The organism is Methylobacterium sp. Leaf118 (genome assembly GCF_920984675.1).
In the GTDB taxonomy this organism is placed as follows: Bacteria; Pseudomonadota; Alphaproteobacteria; order Rhizobiales; family Beijerinckiaceae; genus Methylobacterium.
The window spans coordinates 105656-123755 of sequence record NZ_CAKLBV010000001.1 but is presented as its reverse complement, the minus strand read 5'-3'; the positions used below and the strand labels follow the sequence as shown (position 1 = coordinate 123755).

Below are 18100 nucleotides of genomic sequence, written 5' to 3'. Positions count from 1 at the left end.
GACCTTCTAAAATCGAGGATTTTTTTAAAGAATGCGTTTTATAACAAAGTCGATCTCCCAGTAGACGATATGGTAGCCGAAATACTTGGAGTATCGAGTCATAATGGAAGAACACATTCGTCATATCAAAATGGAATCGAAGAGATATTGCAGAGATTGCAAAACACGAACGATTACAAGAACTTTTGGAATGATCCGGCGTCCAGAGCGCGTCTCGGCGGCGATTTTAAGTCATATGCCAGATTTGCCAAAGGAGCCCTGTTGAATGGAACGCTACATGCAAGCAGGAACAAGATAACCGACCCTTACAATGTTTATACAAAAACGGATAACGACAAGTTTAACTTTCGGTTTCAGAAAAATATTCAATCGAGATTTGAGCAATCGGGTTCTTTTGATCCACTTCCTGGCTTCACCCAGGCACCGCAATTCACAAACCTGCCCGGCTTCATGGCGATGCCGACGGGCCCCCAGGCCTACAGCACACCCTTCGCGCAGCCGCTGCCGGCCAACCCCGGCTTCACGGGAACGCCTTTCGCGCAGCCGCTGCCCGAGAGCTTTCCTGCCGCGTCTCCTGAAGGCGCGACCATTTTTGCTCAGAAGCCGAATACTCTGTCTGGCTCAGCATCTGGCCGGATGACGGACTATCAATTCACCATAAATTACAATTATGTGGCGGGCGGTCTTATCATTGCCGCAGCTGCAATTGCTATTCTTGCCGCGCCCCCTGGGTTTTTTGTGGCAGCAGCAGGGATGATCGCGGCCAGTCTACTTGCCACCGAGGCATCTGCAAGTGAAGCCTCAAACAACGGCACTAGCTCCTCAGGCAACCCACATCTTGAACCGAATGGTCGCGCCTCGCAACCTATGGTGCCTTATCCAAATAGCGCCGGCACCAGCCAGGATTTTGCTGGTGCCGACATAATGGTTTCTTCCACGCTCGACACTATCCTTGGCCCGAATCAAACTGGAAATTCGGGACGCGACGCCAGTGAAATTGGCGGAGTGAGCCAAGGAGCTGTCGGCTCTCCCAATGGGATCGCAAACGCCCCGGGATTGGTGGGACGCGGCACAACATTGATCGGCGATATGTCACCGGAATCGGGGATCGGTTCGGTTGAACGCGACGATGAGTCGGAACCATTGATGCTTCGGATCCGGTCAAGATCGTACAATCCATCCGGAAGAACGGGCGGCAGACTGCTAAACCCCGTCATCCTCGATCTCGACGGTGACGGCGTCGACATTGCGCCCCTGACGGGATCGAACAAGTTCTTCGATGTGGCCGGCGACGGCTATCAGCATCGCACCGCCTGGGCGGCGGTGGGCGACGCCGTGCTCGCGCTCGACGCCGACGGCGACGGCAAGATCACCGAGCGCAACGAGATCGTCTTCACCGATTGGGATGCCACGGCCGAAACCGACATGGAGGCGCTGGCGCACGTCTTCGACACCAACCACAACGGCAAGCTCGACGCAGGCGACGCCCAGTTCGGGTCTTTCCGGCTGATGACCCATTACAGCGACGGCACCGGCGCACTCCGGACGCTTGCGCAACTCGGAATCAAGGAAATCAACCTCACCGCCGACAAGACCCAGCGCGTCATGGAGGACGGCTCCTCCATCGATGGGCAGACCACCTTCACCCGGTCGAACGGCACCCGCGGCACCGCGGCGACCGTGTCCTTCGCCGCTGAAGACGACGGCGGTGTCCTCCAGTCGAAGACGACCTACGCGGCGAGCGGCGCCGTCACCGTCAAGAACACGCTGCTCGATTCGGGCGGACAGCTGATCTCGGAGACGACGCTCGTCACCAGCGCCGATCGCCGGACCCGGACGCTCTCGTTCGACGATGACGGCGACGGGGTGATCGACCGCGTGCGCACCACCACCGTGACCGATCCGTCCGACGGCACCCATGTCGAGACGGTGAGCGACCGGTCCTCCGGCATCCTGCTCGACAAGGTCACGACGACGACGAGCGCCGATCGCGCCACCGTCACCATCCTCCGCGACAGCGACGGCGACGGCCTCACCGACCAGAGGGAGGTCGACGTCACCAACGACGACGACTCGTTCTCGGTCACGATCCAGAACCTCAACGAGGATGGCACCGTGATCGACACGGTCCGGCGCTGGGTGTCCACGGACGGACGGACCGCGATCACGAAGCGCGACGACGACGATGCGAACGGCTTCGACCTCGTCACCAACGACACGACCACGGTCGCCACCGACGGCAGCCGCACCCGCACGGTCACCGACACCAACACCGACGGCTCGCTGCGCGCCAGATCGGTCACCGTGACGAGCGCCAATGGCACGGTCCGAACCGAGACGATCGACGCCGACGGCGACGGAACGAGCGAGACGACACGCGTGTCGGACACGACCGTGCGCAGCGGCGACGGCGCCATCATCACGGTCGTGACCGAGAAGAACGGGGACGGCACGACCCGCGCGTCCTCCCGGACGGCGACCACCCGCGATGGACAGAGCCGGTCGGTGGCGTCTGACCTCAATGGCGACGGCACCTTCGATGCCACCCACAAGGAAGCCACCAGCATCGACGCGGACGGCAACCGCACGCTGGTGACGACCGACCTGAGCACCATCGGCGTGGTCCTGTCCAAAACCACCACCGTCAAGGACGCGGACGGAATCACCCGCACGACCCTCGTGGACACGGACGGGAACGGGACGAACGACAGCGTCGATCAGGTGAGCGTCGCCTCTGGAATCGTCACAGAGACGCTCTCGAACTACCGGCCCGACGGCACGACGTTGACGCGCCGGACGGTGACCACGACGAGTGCGGACGGCCTGACCCAAACGGTCGCGTCCGACCTGGACGGCGACGGCACGCTCGACCGGCAAACAGAAGTGCAGACGATCAACAAGAGCGACGGAAGCGCGACGGTCACGACCAAAAATTCCACCGGTCTCAGAATCTTGACGGGTCAGAGCGCGGTCACGACGAGCGCCGACGGGCTGACCACCATCAGCCAAATCGACCTCAACGGAGCATCTGGCTTCGATCTGACCACGACGAGCGTGACCGCATTGGGCGGCGACGGTGTGCGGACCACGACCGAGACCGTGACGAGCGCCGACGGGACGTTGCAGAGCAAGCGCGTCGTCACCCTCAGCGCCGGCCGCAACATCACGACCATCACGAGCGACATCAATGGCGACGGTGCGACCGACAGCGTCGAGACGATCTGGAAACACTCCGACGGCACCGTCACGGACGTCGTCACCCGTTACGCGCGCAACGGCGCCCCCCTCAGCATCACGTCAACGACGACCGACGACACCGGGCTCGTCAAGACGGTCGAGACCAACGTCGACGCCCTCGGAGGCGACGACCAACACGGCAGCGATACGGTCACCCTCCTCTCCGACGGCCGGCGCCTCGAGACGGTCGAGACGACCAATGACGTTGGCAGTTTCCGCACCTGGACCAAATCCAGCAGCAGCGCCGACGGCCTGAAGACGAGCGTCCAGACGGATGTGAACGGTGACGGCAAAGTCGATGGGAAAACCGTTTCCGACACCGTCCTGAACGCCAACGGCAGCCGGACCACCACGGTCACCCGATCCGCCGGCGGGCCGACCGCGACGGCCAAGGTCGTGAGCCGCACCGCCACCACCGTGTCGGATGACGGCCTGTCGCGGTCGATCGTCAGCGATCTCGACGGCAACGTCCTCGCCGCCAGTTCCACCGACCTCACCACCAACGCCGTGATGACCCTCAACGCGGATGCCATGGGCGGCACCAGCGAGACGATCCGTCATGTCAGCGGCAACGGCAGGCTGATCGACTGGACCACGACGGAGATCCGTGCGGATCACCGGGCGACGACGATCACCGCCGATCTCGACGCCAGCGGGAACACGGACACGCGGCAGACGATCACCGTCGCAGGCAACGGCGATGTCGTCGACACCACGACGGCCTACGACGCAAACGATACCCTGTTGCAGACGACGACGGTGACGCGGAGCGCCGACGGGCTCTCGACAACGCGGACCCTCCGTGTCGGCAACGACGCGACGGTTGACGAGATCCAGACCCGGACCTTCCGTTACGAAGCCGATGGCTCGACGACCGAGATCGTCACGGACACCAACGCCGATGCCAATATCCAGCCTGGAAGCCGGGGCAGCCAAAGCAGGATCGAAATCACGACAAGTGCCGACGGGCTGAGCAAGAACACCAAAGTCACCGGGTCTAACGAGGGCTTCACCATCGGCCGCACTGCGTTCGAGTCAACGAGTCTCAGAGCTGATGGCAGCAGGACTATGGTCCGCAGCATGCTGGTCTCACAGATCGATGGATCCGTCGCGCTGGGAAGCACGCAGACGATCACCGATTATGCGCATGGCCTCAAGCGCACCGTTCAACTCGATGCCGGCCCGGTCGGGTATTTTCATATCACTGACGAGACCACGGTCAACGCTGACGGATCCACGACGCGGATCTATACGGACATCGAGGACCGCGCGCTGGCCGAACGAGAAGTGACCTGGACGAGCGCCGACGGACGCCGCGTCACCATTGACCGCGACACCAACGGCGACGGTCAGGCGGACGCGTTCAAGAGCACCGAGGTCCACGTCGACGGGTCTCGTATCGACGCGGTCTGGCAGGGCACGGGCAGTGCCGGGCACAAAGGGTCCGTCACAACGACCAGCGCGGACGGCCGTACGCAGATCACCACCATCGACACCGACGGCGATGCCGTCATCGACAGGAAGCAAACCCAGACTTCGTGGATCAACGATGACGGTTCCACCGCGCAAACGCGTAACGATTACAACGGAAAAGGCAGGCTGCGCGACCGGGTTTCAACCACGACCAGTGCCAACGGCTACAAGGTCACCAGCACGATCGACCTCGACGGAGACGGCGTGACCGACGAGACGTTCTCGAAACAGACCATCCTCAACACAGACGGCAGCAGGACGCAGACGATCCAGACGAAATACGCCGATGCCACAGTCAAAAATACCACCGTGATCCTCACTTCGGCGAACGGACAGGACGTCGTCACCCAGGAGGATCTCGATGGCGACGGAAGGAACGAGCTCGTCAGGACTGACGACACCGCCAGCAGCGGTGTTCGCACCATCGACGTGCGTTACTACGATGCGAGCGGCACGCTGGTCTCACGCGACACAACCACGACCAGCGCCGACGGGCGCCTCACAACGGTGAGCCGCGACTTCGATGGAAACGGCAGCCGAGATGCCCTCGAAGTGGAGAGCCACGTGGCCGACGGCACTGGCTCCTACGATATCGGCGCACAGGACGCGACGTCGAACGGCGTTCTCTTCCAAGGCAACCACACGATCGATGAGAACGGCGTCGACCGTATCATCATCGCCCGGGGCGCTCAGTATCGGGCGAATGGATACGACTCGGCCATCATGGGCGGGTTTCAGACAGTGCGTCAAAGCGATGCCGACCGGGCTCGTGTCGCACGCATCTTCGACGTCTTACTGGATCGTGACCCGACCTCGCTGGAAAGAGAACAATATCTCTTCAAAAAAGATCTTATTTCGATCGCATCGGGCATCATACGCAGTAGCGAGTTCAGACAACGTTACGGCACTCTCACCGAGGCCCAGTGCATCGAGCAAATGTACAAGAACGCTTATGGTCGGAGCGCAAGGGTTTCAGAGCTAGCTTACTGGCTGAACATTTCAATAAGAGCTTACATTGTACGCAATTACGTCGCCGCGGCGCTGGTGGACAGCGCCGAACATCTCACTATGGGCAATGTCCATGCGGTGACGAGCAGCAGCCGCAACGTCTCGGGTACGTTCACCCTGGAGCACACCAACGACAAGATGGCGGCGGCAAACATCGTCGACCGGATCTACGTAACTAGTCTGGGGCGGCACGGGACCGATGCGGGAGCCGCCGCCGCGGCGAGCGGCATCCTGACCGGCACCGACACCGAGGCTGCCTTGGCGGACAAGGCCGTGAATTCTTCGGAATTCTACATGCGCTACGGAACGCTGAACGATAGTCAATTCATCACGCAGATGTTCCAGAATGCCCTCGGCCGTGTACCGACGGCTGCGGAACTGTCGCAGTGGACAACGCTGCTTGGCGAACGGGTGGTGTCGCGGGGCGACTTCGTGGTCGGCCTCGCCGGCGACCTCGACTACATGGGCGGTCCGGCGCGTTCGTTCTCATCGACCGACGCTTCGACCGCCACAGGGTCGAGTGACGACGCGGGACAGGCCGCAGGTATCGACAGGATGATTCAGGCGATGTCGACCATGTCGGAACAGCCCCATGCCGCCTGGGCTTCGGCGATGGCCTCAAATCCGATGGCACAAGAGCATCAGATCGCGGCAGCCCATCATTGACGGTGTCGCCGCACGAAATGCCTCGTGCCGCCACGGATCGCGGGGCGGCTGCGTTCATCCAGTCCGGTCACGGAGGGTTATGGACGCTTGGTCCATTATCTCGGTGTCCGCTTTGCAGGCAGAGGGGGGCGTTCCCTCGACGGGCACCTCTCCGGAAGCCCGGGGCATCAAGGCGGCAATCGTCGCGGTGGAGCGCTCGCGGCGGCACGATCGGGCAGCGATAGCGGAGCTAGGCACGGGCGAGCCTGCGTCACCGTCCGTCCCGCTCACAGGCATCCGTCATGCCGCGCCGGGCCTTATCCCGACGGCGCTTGGGGCAGAGGCGGAGCGGGCCGTCCCTGAATCGATCGATGTGCCGGAGGCAGGGCGGCCGATCCGAGGGTAGCCCGGCCCGGCACTCGGTCCGCCTCCGCCACGGCTTTCGCGCTCACGCCTCGTCCGCCTCGCCGTCGTTCTCGTCCAAGAGCAGATCCGGCACATTGCTCTCGCCGCGGCGGAGGCGCGCCTGGATCTCGGCCACGCGGCGGGCCCCCTGGGCGTGCCGGCTCGAAAGGGGACTGTCGGGCATGTGTGGAGCGCCGCGCTTGATCGCGACCCAGTCCGGATCGCCCCAACGGTCGAGGAGCGCCCGAAACGCATCGAGGCGGGCGACGTCGAAGGCGATCCGCTGGCCCAACATGTCCTTGTAGGGGTGGGGCGGATGCAGACCGGCGCAGGGCACGAGGCCGGCCGGGATTGGCGTCGTCGCCGCATGCGTGCGGCCCTGACGCAGGAGTTTCGGCAGGACATGCGTGTGCGGTCCCTCGGGACTCGTGCCGCCCGGCCCGGGGATCGGCGCGTAGACCTCGATCCGGCCGATCCGGGCGAGGAAGATCCGGTGCGGGCTCATGGCCACGAGGCGCGGCCCGATCGGGTTCGCGGGGTCGAACAGGGGGCGGCCCACCCCGGCGCGGAGACAGGCGACGGCGTCCGGATCGCCCGTGCGCACGCAGGCATCGACCGCGCGCAGCCCGAGGCCGAGATCGAACAGGACGTCTTCCCGGTTCTCGGCCCTGGCGGCCTCGCGATCGGGGCCGAGCTCGGTCACCACGCTGCGGCCGCTCATGGCGCAGGCCTCCGACGGCAGACAGAGGGCGACCGCGTGGTTCCAGCCCAAGGCCAAAGCGGTCTCGTAGGCGACGGGACGCAGATCGGCATTCGGGATGAGGGCGATGGCCCCGCGGGCGGTGGCCATCCCCATCCGCCCGTCGGCCAGGGCCTGCACCGGCTCGTCCGGATCGCGCATGAATTCGGCGATGGCCCCGAAGGTGCCGAGGCTCCAGGCGGTCCCGGGATCGGCGAGGGCGCCGCGCAGCAGCTCCGTGACCGCGTCAAGGTGAGCGGATGGCGTCATCGTCGTCCTCCGTCGTCGCCCGGGCGCGGGCCCAGGGCAGGATGTAGGGTGTTCCGTCCGGTGCCCGTCCCCGCCGCGCGGTCACCCCGAACACCTCGGCGAGCAGGCGGTCGGTCAGGGCCGCGTCCGGGGCCGCGTCCGCCACGATCCGCCCCTCCGCCAGCACCAGGATGCGGTCGCAGAAGCGGGCGGCGAGGGTGAGATCGTGCAGCACGGCGACGACGCCTGCGCCGTCGCGGGCGATGTCGCGGAACAGGGCCATGGCATCGATTTGATGCGCGGGATCGAGGCCGGTGATCGGTTCGTCGGCCATCAGCCAATCGGCCTCGACGGCAAGCGCCCGGGCGAGAAGCGTGCGCATGCGCTCGCCGGTGGAGAGGCTCGGCTCGGCGCGGTCGGCGAGATGGGCGACATCCGTCCGCTCCATCGCCCGGAGGATCGCCGCCTCGTCCCGCTCCCCCGGGCCGGCGAAGACGCGGCGGTGGGGTCGGCGCCCGAGCGCGACGATCTCGCGGACGCTCATCGGCCAGCCGACTCCGACGCCCTGGAATACGGCCGCGATCCGCCGGGCGCGCGCGTCGCGGCTCAGATCGGACAAGGGCTGCCCGTCGAGCCGGATCGTGCCTGCGGACGGCGGGAGCAGTCCGGTGAGCCCGCGGAGCAGCGTGGTCTTGCCCGCCCCGTTCGGCCCGACAAGCGCCACGAAGCGGCCCGGCGCCAGCGCGAGGTCGATGCCGGACAGGAGGGATCGGCGGCCAAGCCGGAGGGCGAGGCCGCGCGCCTCGAGGCTCATACCCGCCCTCCGCGGCTGCGCAGGAGCAGGACGATCAGGAACGGCGCGCCCACCAGCGCCGTCACCACGCCGAGCTTCAGTTCGGGCCGGGTGGCGAGGGCGCGCACGCCGATATCGGCGGCCAGAACCAGCACCGCGCCGGCGAGCCCGCTGGGCCAGAGGCTCGCTCCGGGGCGCGATCCGACGAGCGGGCGCACGAGATGGGGCACGACCAGTCCGACGAAGCCGATGGCGCCGCTGACCGCGACCCCGCTGCCCACCGCGAGTGCCGCCCCGGTGACGAGCCGCAGCCGCACCGAGACGAGGGAGACGCCGAGGCTCGCCGCGGTGTCCTCGCCGAGGCTCAGCGCGTCGAGCGCCGAGCCCGTCGAGAGCATCAGTGCCCAGCCCAGCGCCATCAGCGGCAGGCAGAGCAGGACATGGTCCATGCTGCGGTCGCTGAGCGATCCCATCAGCCAGAACACGATCTCCAGCGCCGCGTAGGGGTTCGGCGACAGATTGAGGGCGAGCGCCGTCAGCGCGCCGGCCAGGCTCGACAGGCCGACCCCGGCCAGGATCAGGCCCAGGGTGCCGCTGCCGCGGGCGGCCAGCGCGTTCAGGAGCCCGGCCGCGAGTGCCGCGCCCGCGATGCCGCCGAGCGGCAGGGCCAGCGCGAGCGAGGCGGCGAACCCGCCATAGAACACGATGACGGCGCCCAGCGCCGCGGCCGAGGAGAGTCCGAGGATGCCGGGATCGGCCAGGGGATTGCGCAGGTAGCCCTGCATCGCCGCCCCGGTGAGGCCGAGGCTGAACCCGACGAGGCCGCCGAGCAGCGCCCGCGGGATCCGCAACTCCCACAGGACCAGGGCGGGAAGCGTGGTGCGCCCGGACAGGAGATCGGCAAAGGCCGCGGTGACGTCGAAGGCGGCATAGCCGACCGCGACCGATACGCCAGTGAGCAGGAGGACGGAAGCGGCGAGCCCCGCCACGAGGCGGCGCCCTCGGATGCCCGCGGCGCCGGATGGAACAAGTGTGGTCATGGTCCTCCGCTCCGGGTGCGCGCCGCCGCGGCGAGCCGGGCCACGACCTCCGCCATCTGCGGACCGGGGCAGGTCCAGAACCGATTGGGAATCGCGACGGTCCGGCCCGAGCGATGCAACGACCGGACGACGGGATGGTGCAGGACCGCATCGGCCAGGGACGGGTGGCCCGGCATCCCCGCATCCACCACGAGGAGGTCGGCATCGGCGAAGGCGGCGGCCTCCAGCGGCACCTGCCCGAACCGGTCTCGCCCGAGTTCGGCGGCCACGTTGACGAGCCCGGCGGCCCGGATCAGGGCGTCCCCGAGACCGCCCGGCGCCACCGTGAAGGCGTTCGGGCGCATCACCAGGGCGCGCAGGGCACGCGGCGCGGGCATCACGGCGGCGAGCCGGGCATCGAGGTCGGCGACCATCGCCGCGCCGCGCTCCGGCTGTCCGAGGGCCACCGCCACAATGCGGATCTGATCGCGCACCCCCTCGAGGTCGGTGGGGACGCCGAGTTCGAGGACGGGGATGCCGATGCGCTTGAGCAGGCCGACCGTCTGGCGGGTGGTGAAGGCGCCCGCGATGACCAGATCGGGCGCAAGCGCGACGATCTCCTCCGACAGACCGCGGGTGACCGGCAGGCCGAGGGCGGCCGCGGCCACCGTCGAGCCGCGGGGATCGCGGGCGAGATCGGTCACCGCGGCGATCTGGGTCCGGTCGGCAAGCCGCAGGACCAGTTCGTCGGCGCACAGATTCATCGAGACGACCCGCGCCGGCGCGGCCACCACGGCCGGCGGAACCATCAGGACGGCGAGCACGGCGAGGGCCCTTCGCAACGGCATCGTTCTCCTGCCGGAGTTCGGTTCAGAACGCGGTCACGCGGACGCCGCCATAGATGGCGAGGCCCGGGCCGAGAAAGCCGGTCGGATTCTCGTAGCGCCGATCGAACAGGTTATCGATGCGCCCGAACACCCTGACCGTCTCCGACACGTCGTAGGTGACGGCGAGGTTGACGAGGGTGAAGCCCGGCGCCCGGAACCGCGGGACGGAGAAGTCGCGGTTTCCGTCGACGAACGAGCCGAGGACGACCAGGGTGCCGCTGACGGTCAGCCCGGGCAGTGGCGTCCAGAGGGCCGTCGCACTGCCCTTGTGACGCGGGCGGCGCAGCAATTCCTGGTCGCGGATCTCATCCTTCGTCACCGTGTTCGTGTAATCGATGCGTCCCGACAGGGTGTCGCTGATCTGCACGGCCACGAACGATTCGGCGCCGTAGGAGTTCGCCCGGCCGACGTTTTCGTACCGGTACTGGAAGCCGGGCAGAAACTCGGTCTGAATGAGGTTCCTGTAGTCGTTCTGGAAATAGGTCGCGCCGACGAGGACCCGATCACCCAAGGGCTGCTCGAAGCCAGCATCATAGCCGAAGCTTTCTTCCGGTTTGAGCCCGGGATTGGCGATCTGACCGAAGGAGGGGATGTCGACGAAGAGCTGGTAGAGAGTCGGGGACTTGAAGCCTGTCCCGACACTGCCTTTCAGCCGTGTTTCGGTGAACGGCAGGATGTAGCTCGGTGCGACCCGGAACGTCGTGGCGGGTCCGAATGCGTCGTTCACGTCGTGGCGGACATTGGCCACGAGGAAGGCCCGCGCGAAGGGCGTCAGCTGCGCTTCGGCGTAGCCCGCCGTGTTGCCGTTGCGGGCGTTCACGGTGCCGGCGCCGAACGGGTTGGGGTCGGCGTTGGACAGGCGCTCCTCGTCGCGCTGCGCGCCGAACAGAATCAGATTGCCGGGCGAGAACCGATAGTCGCCACGGTACTCGTACCGCATCCGCTCGCCGGTGTTCTCGATGGGGAGCAGCGCAAGCGGGTTATCGATATCCGACTGATTCCGGCTGGACAGATTTGAGTAATTGAATGCCAGGATGTTGTGAAATCCGGCGAACGGTGTCCATTCGAGTTCGTTGCGGGTGAAGATCTGCTCGACATCCTGTTGCCCGCGCAACGCACCGAACCGGACCGGACTCGGGAACAGGCTATAATCGTCGAGGGAGATCAGCAGCTTGGATCCGGTGAAGCGGGTCACCGCGTTCCATCGGAGCGTGTCGGTGATCTGATAGCCGAGCTTCGCCGAGACGGTGGTGTTGTCGTAGGCGTTCGGAAAGCGGCGTCCGCCGAGGGGCACGAGGTCGAGGGGAGTCACCGGCGTCGCGGCGGCCCGGACATGCGAGACCGTGACCGAATAGTCGAAGCCATTCTCGGCGCCGCTGATCCGTCCGGACGGGTTGAAGGTCCCGAACGTGCCGCCTTCGACGCGCAGGCTCGCCCGCGCCGGTCCCTCGCCGCGCTTCGTGGTGAAGGCGATCACGCCGCCGATGGCATCCGAGCCGTAGAGGCCGCTCTGGGGTCCGCGCAGCACTTCGATGCGGGAGAGGTCGTCGGTGAGCAACTGGCCGAAGTCGAAGGCACCGTTCGGGCTCGACGGATCGGTCGCATCGATGCCGTCGATGAGCACCTTGGTGTGGTTCGCGTTCGCGCCGCGGATGAAGACCGAGGTCTGGCCACCCGGTCCGCCCGTCTGCACGACGTTGAGGCCGGGCACCTGCTGGAGCGCGTCCGGGACAGTGCGGCGCTGCTGCTGCTCCAGCATCGGCGCGGTCAGGACCGTGACGCTCGAACCCACCTGCCCGGTCGGCGTCGGCACGCCCGTGGCGCTGACCGAAATCTCCTCCAGCGTCGTGGCCGCCGGGGCGCCGGCCGGCGGATCCTTCGGCCCGATACGGGGGGCTGCGGCCTGCTGCGCCGGGGCCGGCCCTGAGGCGAGGGTCGCGGCCGCGCAGGACAAAACCAGCGCGAACCGCAGAGCGGAACGGGGGACGAACGGCATGGAACAGGCGACCTCGGGCGACGGCAGTGGCACGTCACCGCGAACGAGGCCTCAGCCGCCGCGCCCCACGGGATTCGCAGCGCTTCGACACCCATCGGAGCACCCCGCCCGACGCGTTTCGCGTGTGACCACGGCTGACGGCAGGTCTCCTGGCTCACGGGTCATTGCCTTGCCACCGTCTTCCCGGATGAGGCCCATCCAGTGACTGAGCGTCTCTTGCGCAAGACCCGGTATCCGGGCCCGTCACAAGGCGCTCGCAGGTGGCGAAAGGCTCGCCGCTTACAGTTGCGGGGGCAGCCGAGGCATCGGGCTTTCGCCCTCACCCCGTTCCCTTTTGCGTCCCCCGAGGGGAACCGTCCCAATCCTCATCTCACTCGAGGCAAGACCGGTCAATCGGAATCGGCAGAAATCCAAATCCCGTTGCTCGACAAGCCCATGCATGATGTGTTCGAGGCAGATTTTCAGAGGTTTTTCAGTTTTACGAAGACAAAGCGCACTCAACAAACTGAACCCGATCTTATCATATCCTTATCCTGAGCCGGCCTTGCAGCGGGGGCAACGGGCTCAGAAGCCCCGTCATTTCGAGACGACGATGGGCCTCGGCCCGCCCCCGATCGCTCCCTGTTTTCCGGATCGTCCACGTCCCGCCCGTCCCGTGTCGTGCGCGATCTCCGCGATCCGGGGCGATGAGGGGTCGACCATCACGGCGGGGGGGGTGTGGCCGCTTTGCCCCTCGCCGGGTGGGCCGCGGCAAGGCAAGAACGCGCGACGAAGCAAGAACGCGCGGCGTGGACGCAAAGTCGTCGAGGGAGATCGGATGGACAGGGCAACGGCCGACACCGCATTGGTGCTGATGCGCCACGGGCAGAGCGAGGACAACGCCCGCGACCTGTTCTCGGGCCTGCGCGATCCCGCTTTGACGCCGCGCGGCGTCGAGGAGGCCCGGGCGGCCGGCCGGTCCCTGAAGGCGCTGGGGCTGCGTTTCGACGTGGCGTTCACGAGCCGGCTGCGACGGGCCCAGGACACCCTGGCGCTCATGCTGGGCGAACTCGGTCAGCCGGACCTATCCGTGGAGAAGGACGCGGCCCTCAACGAGCGCGACTACGGAGAATTGGCCGGCCTGAACAAGACGGAGGCCCGGGCGCGCTTCGGCGGCGATCAGGTTCGCTCCTGGCGCAAGTCCTACGAGGCGGTGCCGCCGGGCGGCGAGAGCCTTGCGATGGCAGCGGCACGGGTCTGGCCGTTCTTCGAGGGACGCATCGCGCCGCGGTTCCGGGACGGCGCGTCGGTCCTCGTGGTGGCCCACGGCAACTCGTTGCGCGCCCTGCTCGTGCAGCTCGAGCGCATCGCGCCGGAGGCGATCGAGGAGGTCAATCTCGGCACCGCCGAGTTCCTCATCTACGCGGCGGCGGCCGAGGGCGGCCTGGTCCGCAGGGCCGCGATCGCTCCCGAGGCCGATCGGACAGCCTGAGAAGCCGGGAGCGGTGGCAGCGTCACGGCCGAAAGGCGGGATGCAGGCTCACGGCGTCGGCGCCGCTTTTCAAGACGCGCGCAGCCGGACTGCCACCTCGTTCCTGCGCAGAAACGGGAGGGCGAAGGGCGGATCGTATCCCATGAACATCGGGGCCTCGCTCGCGTCGGCACCGGCGGCCGACAGGGCGCGGGCCAGGATGCGCTCCTGCTCGGCCAGCGCCTCGGGCGAGATGCGGCCCGAGAAGCGCAGCGCCGCCACACGTTCGGCGGGCACCTGGACAAGACGGACACCGGCCTCGGTCGGCTCCGGCGCCCCTGCTTCGACGACCGCGCGCGGCAGGAAGAACCGCATCGTGCCGCCCGCCTTCCGCTCGACCGGGACGGTCATCGCGATGCGCGTTCCGGCGATCTCGACGGGGGCCGTCATGGCGATGCGGCCGGCCTCCCGGTTCGCGCCGGCGATGTAGCGGAACAGCCGCCCGAACGCCTCGGCGTCGCCCTGCCGCTTCGCGTCGGTTTCGACGGCAAGCCGGGGTTCATAGGCACGGATCTCGACGCCCTGGTCGAGCCGGCGCACGACGCTGTAATCGGGCTGCTCGTAGAGCGTTCGCACGCCGAAGACGCCAAGCACCGACTCGATCGCGGCGAGGAGGTAGTAGGAGAGCTTGTCCATCGGTGCCGTCACCCTCTGCATCGCGGCGGGCGGCGCCCGCTCCCGCTGCGCGTTCGCAGAGTCCCGCCCCGCAAGGTGGACGGCGCCCGGGAAACGGCGATGCGGCACAAGGACCGGGCGAAACACCTCGGGAGCCGTCTCCGGCGCATCGGCCTCGGCGGTGGACGCCCGCTCTCTCCAAAAGCTGATGCGGCCCAGGCGTTGAGCGGATCGTCCCGGATCCGGTTGCCCGGGACGATCCTCCAAAGGGCCGACCGCCCCTCACGCCGGCAGCGCGAGGGCCAGGGTCACGTTCGGTGGTATCCGCGGGCGCGGCATCGCCATCGCCGGGCAGGGCGGCGGATCGTCGTCGTCGTCGCGCCGTCGGCGGGGGACGTGACGGTGCGGGAACGGCAGCCGGCGCGGACGGCGTGGCGTGGCACGGACCGGCTGAGCCGGACGCGCCTCCCGGGCGGCCGATCCGTCGAGTTCGGCCAGGACGCCGAGCACGACATCGACCGAGACCGGCTCGGCCCGGCATCCCGCCAGGCAGCGCAGGCCGGGGGCACTGTCGAGGGCGCTGGCATCCGACGCCCAGGACGCCAGAATCGCGCGCTTCTCCGCCGGCGAGAGCAGCGGATGCGCGAGGACCTCCCTGGGGTGCCGGAACACGTCGCCGGGTGCGACGAGCGCCTGCCAGGCCTCGAACGAGGCGGGCGGACCCGCGGGCGGGTTCATCGGGCCGGAATGGGTGAGATGGGTCTCCATCATCGACATGGGTCATCCTCCCTGAAGGTTCGGAGGGTTGGATCAGCAAGGTTCTTCCGGAGGCCAAGTTGTCTTCGCCGAGCCGGCCACAGCTCGGCGGCGAGCGCGCACGGCCTCCGGAACTTCGTGCGTCAAAAGTATGCTTGCGGGGCTCAGGCAGCCCGCGCGTGATCGACGACTTGGGCCGCCGCCGCGTTGTCCTGGCCCAGGGCCGCCTGCCTGCCGCCGATCGCGATGCGGCGGGGCTTGAACGCCTCAGGCACCTCGCGCTTGAGTTCCACGATCAGCAGACCGTTCTCCATGGACGCGCCGGTGACCTTCACGTGGTCGGCCAGATTGAAGGTCTGCCGAAAGCCCCGGCTGGCGATGCCGCGATGCAGGTAGGCGCGCTCGCCGTCCCTGTCCTTTCTCTGACCCGTGACGAGCAACGCAGTGTCGTGCTGGGTCAGCTCGATCTCGTCGGGGGCGAACCCGGCGACCGCCATGGTGATGCGGTACTGGTCGTCGGCCACCTTCTCGATGTCGTAGGGCGGCCACTGCGTCGAGGGCTCGACGCGGGCGGCCTGATCGAGGAGCGAGAATAGGCGGTCGAAGCCGACGGTGGAACGGTACAGGGGTGCGAAATCGAGACTCCTCATAACCACATCCTCCCTTGAGCAACGTGATGACGAGAGCCGCCGGACACCCGGTCCGGCGCCCAACAAGCGAGCCCGTTCAGGCCTCGCATGCGCGAAACGTCTCAAAGTCAGTCAGGTTCCGGGATCCCGGCAATTTTTTTCGGCTGCCGTTCAAGGTACGCGCAGCGTTGCGCCTCGGCCTCCCGGCCGGCCGGCCGCGCGGGGGCGGCTGGGTCGAGGCGGCGGGTCCAGGCTCGAAACGCCGGCGTCGCAGCCGTTTTGTGTCGAAGCCGGCGTCTCCCGTCTCCCGCCGCTGAACTAACGGCGGCGGAACCAGCGCCACAGGACGACGCCCAGTGCCGCGATCAGAACCAGCCCGCCGAGAGCCGGATGGATCACGGTGGCGGCCTGGACCAGGACGAACACGCCCAGCGCGATCATCCAGGGCTTCATCGGCGCGCGGCCCGTTCCCGCGAGAGCCGTATCGGTCGATCGGCCGATCGAGGGAAGCCAGCTCCGAGCCGAGGTCCGGCGCCGAGGGCGGTCGCCCTCGGTTTCTCGGAGCGCGGCCGCCTCGGCTTCGGCTTCGATCAGGATCGGGTCGGGCGTCGGGGCCTGCGGCTTCGCCGGCCTCCACCAGGGCTCCCAGGGCGCCGCCCCCTGTGCGGCCCGGCTGCGGAACACCGGGATCACCGGGCGGGCCATCGCCGCCCCGGCCCGGTGCCGCTCGGCCAGACGCCGGGCCTGGGCGACAAGCGGGGCCCCGGCCTCGGGCGTGATCATGGCGACGAAGCGGGCAAAGCCGAGGGCGGCCCGCGGGACGCCCGCGTCGGCACTCCGGCCCCAGCGGCGACCGGTAGGGCCGTGTCGTTCGAGGGCGTGCAGCAGGGCGCGGAACCGGCGCAGGGTCTCGCGCGGCACGGCGACCTGCTCGTTGACCGTCAGCCCGGTCACCTCCTGATGGCGGCCCCGCCGCATCACGCGGGTCTTGTCCGGATGGACCGTGAAGCCCTCCGACGCGACGATCTCGCCGACATATTTGAGAAGCGGGCCGACCCGGCCCGCCGCTTCGCCGGAAGCCGAAAAGGTCAGGTCATCGGCATAGCGCGTGTAGGTGAAGCCGAGGCTGCGGCCGAGCCCGGAGAGGCGCTGGTCGAGGCGGGTGCAGATCAGGTTGGTGAGGGCGGGGCTCGTCGGCGCCCCCTGCGGCAGGCGGCGGGGACCCCGCGCCGCGTAGAGGCGCTGCCCGTCGATCTCCACCGCATCGACGTCCGGCTCGGTGCAGAGCAGCGCCAGTACGGTGGCGACCGGCTCCGCGTAACCGAGACCGCGGAACTTGCCCTTGACCCGGCGATAGTCGAGCGTCGGGAAGAAATCCTTGAGATCGAGGTTGACCACCACGTCCCGCCCGACATGGGCCCGCGCGTTCGTCAGGATGGAGCGACCGGGGACGAAGCCTTGGGCGGCCTCGTGGACCGGCGCATGGGCGAGCAGCGCGTCGAGCACCCAGTACTGCGCCCGCTTCAGCCGCGGCATCGGTGCCGAGATCAGGCGTTCCCCCCCGGCCTTCTTCGGGATCGTGAAGCGCCGGTAGTGGCTGACGGCGGTGAGCGCGCGGTCGTACGCGAGGAAGCGCAACTCGCCCATGCCGATCCCCATGGCGTCGGCCAGGGCCTTGGGGCTCGCCAGAGCCGGCAGGCCCGGGGCCGGGGCGTGTCCGGCGGCGTCCGGGGCCGAAAGACCGGCCGAGACACCCTCGCCGAGATGGAACAGGTCCTCGTCGCGGCGCGCATGCCACGCGAGGGCCCGCTCGTGCCGACCCCGCGCGTTGCGCAGCTTGGTCTCGCGGCGGCGCTCCAGGGCCGCCTTCTTGCGGCGGCGATGCATCTCCTTCAGCGCCGCGTCGGGATCGCTCCAGAGGGCCTCGCGCAGGTGCAGCTCGCCGAGCGTGCGGACAATCTCGCCGCGGCGGCGGATCAGCGCGTCGGGCAGGTTGGGCCGCTCCGCCCCGTCCGGCCAGAAGCCGAGCCGGACCATTTCCTCGAGGATCACCTCGTCCTTCGAGGTCTCGCGGATGCGGTCGTAGAGCTGCTGGCGGGTCAGCGAGCCGGGCTGCGCGCTCATGGGCGGCTCCGCCGG

11 protein-coding genes and 1 riboswitch are annotated in these 18100 nt (G+C 67.7%); of the genes, 2 read left to right on the top strand and 9 right to left on the bottom strand.

Features of this window, described 5'->3' with window-relative positions; all coding sequences use genetic code 11:
* Window positions 1-156: 156 nt before the first annotated feature.
* On the top strand, window positions 157-6384 hold the full coding sequence (locus LW587_RS00525; protein WP_232627718.1) for a DUF4214 domain-containing protein: 6228 nt from the start codon (window positions 157-159) through the stop codon (window positions 6382-6384).
* 427 nt (window positions 6385-6811) lie between these two features.
* On the opposite strand, the gene LW587_RS00520 is transcribed toward LW587_RS00525, so the two are convergent.
* The 5 genes from LW587_RS00520 to LW587_RS00500 are packed head-to-tail and all read right to left on the bottom strand — an operon-like array spanning window position 6812 to window position 12451.
* The gene (locus LW587_RS00520) at window positions 6812-7777 is read right to left on the bottom strand and encodes a DUF6925 family protein (RefSeq protein ID WP_232627717.1); all 966 of its coding nucleotides are present in this window, start codon (window positions 7775-7777) and stop codon (window positions 6812-6814) included.
* Window positions 7755-8570, bottom strand: a complete 816-nt coding sequence (locus LW587_RS00515) for an ABC transporter ATP-binding protein (RefSeq protein ID WP_232627716.1) — start codon at window positions 8568-8570, stop codon at window positions 7755-7757. The genes LW587_RS00520 and LW587_RS00515 overlap by 23 nt, the downstream gene beginning before the upstream one ends.
* A complete protein-coding gene (locus tag LW587_RS00510) occupies window positions 8567-9589 on the bottom strand; it encodes a FecCD family ABC transporter permease (RefSeq protein WP_232627715.1) in 1023 nt (340 codons plus the stop codon). The genes LW587_RS00515 and LW587_RS00510 overlap by 4 nt, the downstream gene beginning before the upstream one ends.
* Window positions 9586-10416, bottom strand: a complete 831-nt coding sequence (locus LW587_RS00505) for an ABC transporter substrate-binding protein (protein WP_232627714.1) — start codon at window positions 10414-10416, stop codon at window positions 9586-9588. Before LW587_RS00505 ends, LW587_RS00510 begins: the two co-directional genes overlap by 4 nt.
* A gap of 22 nt (window positions 10417-10438) precedes the next feature.
* Window positions 10439-12451 carry a TonB-dependent receptor plug domain-containing protein gene (locus tag LW587_RS00500; RefSeq protein WP_232627713.1) on the bottom strand — a complete coding sequence of 671 codons (2013 nt, stop codon included), beginning with the start codon at window positions 12449-12451 and terminating at the stop codon, window positions 10439-10441.
* Between the two features lie 122 nt (window positions 12452-12573).
* Window positions 12574-12824, bottom strand: a riboswitch (cobalamin riboswitch).
* 444 nt (window positions 12825-13268) lie between these two features.
* Here LW587_RS00500 and LW587_RS00495 point away from each other — a divergent pair.
* The gene (locus LW587_RS00495; RefSeq protein ID WP_232627712.1) at window positions 13269-13922 is read left to right on the top strand and encodes a 2,3-bisphosphoglycerate-dependent phosphoglycerate mutase; all 654 of its coding nucleotides are present in this window, start codon (window positions 13269-13271) and stop codon (window positions 13920-13922) included.
* A gap of 69 nt (window positions 13923-13991) precedes the next feature.
* Here the strand turns inward: LW587_RS00495 and LW587_RS00490 are convergent, their stop codons facing one another.
* The 4 genes from LW587_RS00490 to LW587_RS00475 form a co-directional block, all read right to left on the bottom strand.
* Window positions 13992-14843, bottom strand: coding sequence for an SOUL family heme-binding protein (locus LW587_RS00490; protein WP_332839813.1), 852 nt, complete (start codon window positions 14841-14843; stop codon window positions 13992-13994).
* 15 nt (window positions 14844-14858) lie between these two features.
* The gene (locus tag LW587_RS00485; protein ID WP_232627711.1) at window positions 14859-15353 is read right to left on the bottom strand and encodes a hypothetical protein; all 495 of its coding nucleotides are present in this window, start codon (window positions 15351-15353) and stop codon (window positions 14859-14861) included.
* A 143-nt stretch (window positions 15354-15496) separates the two neighbouring features.
* On the bottom strand, window positions 15497-15982 hold the full coding sequence (locus LW587_RS00480) for an Hsp20 family protein (protein ID WP_232627710.1): 486 nt from the start codon (window positions 15980-15982) through the stop codon (window positions 15497-15499).
* Window positions 15983-16279: 297 nt separating this feature from the next.
* Window positions 16280-18085, bottom strand: a complete 1806-nt coding sequence (locus LW587_RS00475; protein ID WP_232627709.1) for a reverse transcriptase family protein — start codon at window positions 18083-18085, stop codon at window positions 16280-16282.
* Between the last annotated feature and the right edge of the window lie 15 nt (window positions 18086-18100).

Excerpts from the sequence above, each read along its gene's own strand:
- LW587_RS00520 (WP_232627717.1), bottom strand. The coding sequence starts at position 7,777 with ATGACGCCATCCGCTCACCTTGACGCGGTCACGGAGCTGCTGCGCGGC.
- LW587_RS00505 (WP_232627714.1), bottom strand. The coding sequence starts at position 10,416 with ATGCCGTTGCGAAGGGCCCTCGCCGTGCTCGCCGTCCTGATGGTTCCG.
- LW587_RS00480 (WP_232627710.1), bottom strand. The coding sequence starts at position 15,982 with ATGAGGAGTCTCGATTTCGCACCCCTGTACCGTTCCACCGTCGGCTTC.
- LW587_RS00515 (WP_232627716.1), bottom strand. The coding sequence starts at position 8,570 with ATGAGCCTCGAGGCGCGCGGCCTCGCCCTCCGGCTTGGCCGCCGATCC.
- LW587_RS00500 (WP_232627713.1), bottom strand. The coding sequence starts at position 12,451 with ATGCCGTTCGTCCCCCGTTCCGCTCTGCGGTTCGCGCTGGTTTTGTCC.
- LW587_RS00510 (WP_232627715.1), bottom strand. The coding sequence starts at position 9,589 with ATGACCACACTTGTTCCATCCGGCGCCGCGGGCATCCGAGGGCGCCGC.
- LW587_RS00495 (WP_232627712.1), top strand. The coding sequence starts at position 13,269 with ATGGACAGGGCAACGGCCGACACCGCATTGGTGCTGATGCGCCACGGG.
- LW587_RS00475 (WP_232627709.1), bottom strand. The coding sequence starts at position 18,085 with ATGAGCGCGCAGCCCGGCTCGCTGACCCGCCAGCAGCTCTACGACCGC.
- LW587_RS00485 (WP_232627711.1), bottom strand. The coding sequence starts at position 15,353 with ATGTCGATGATGGAGACCCATCTCACCCATTCCGGCCCGATGAACCCG.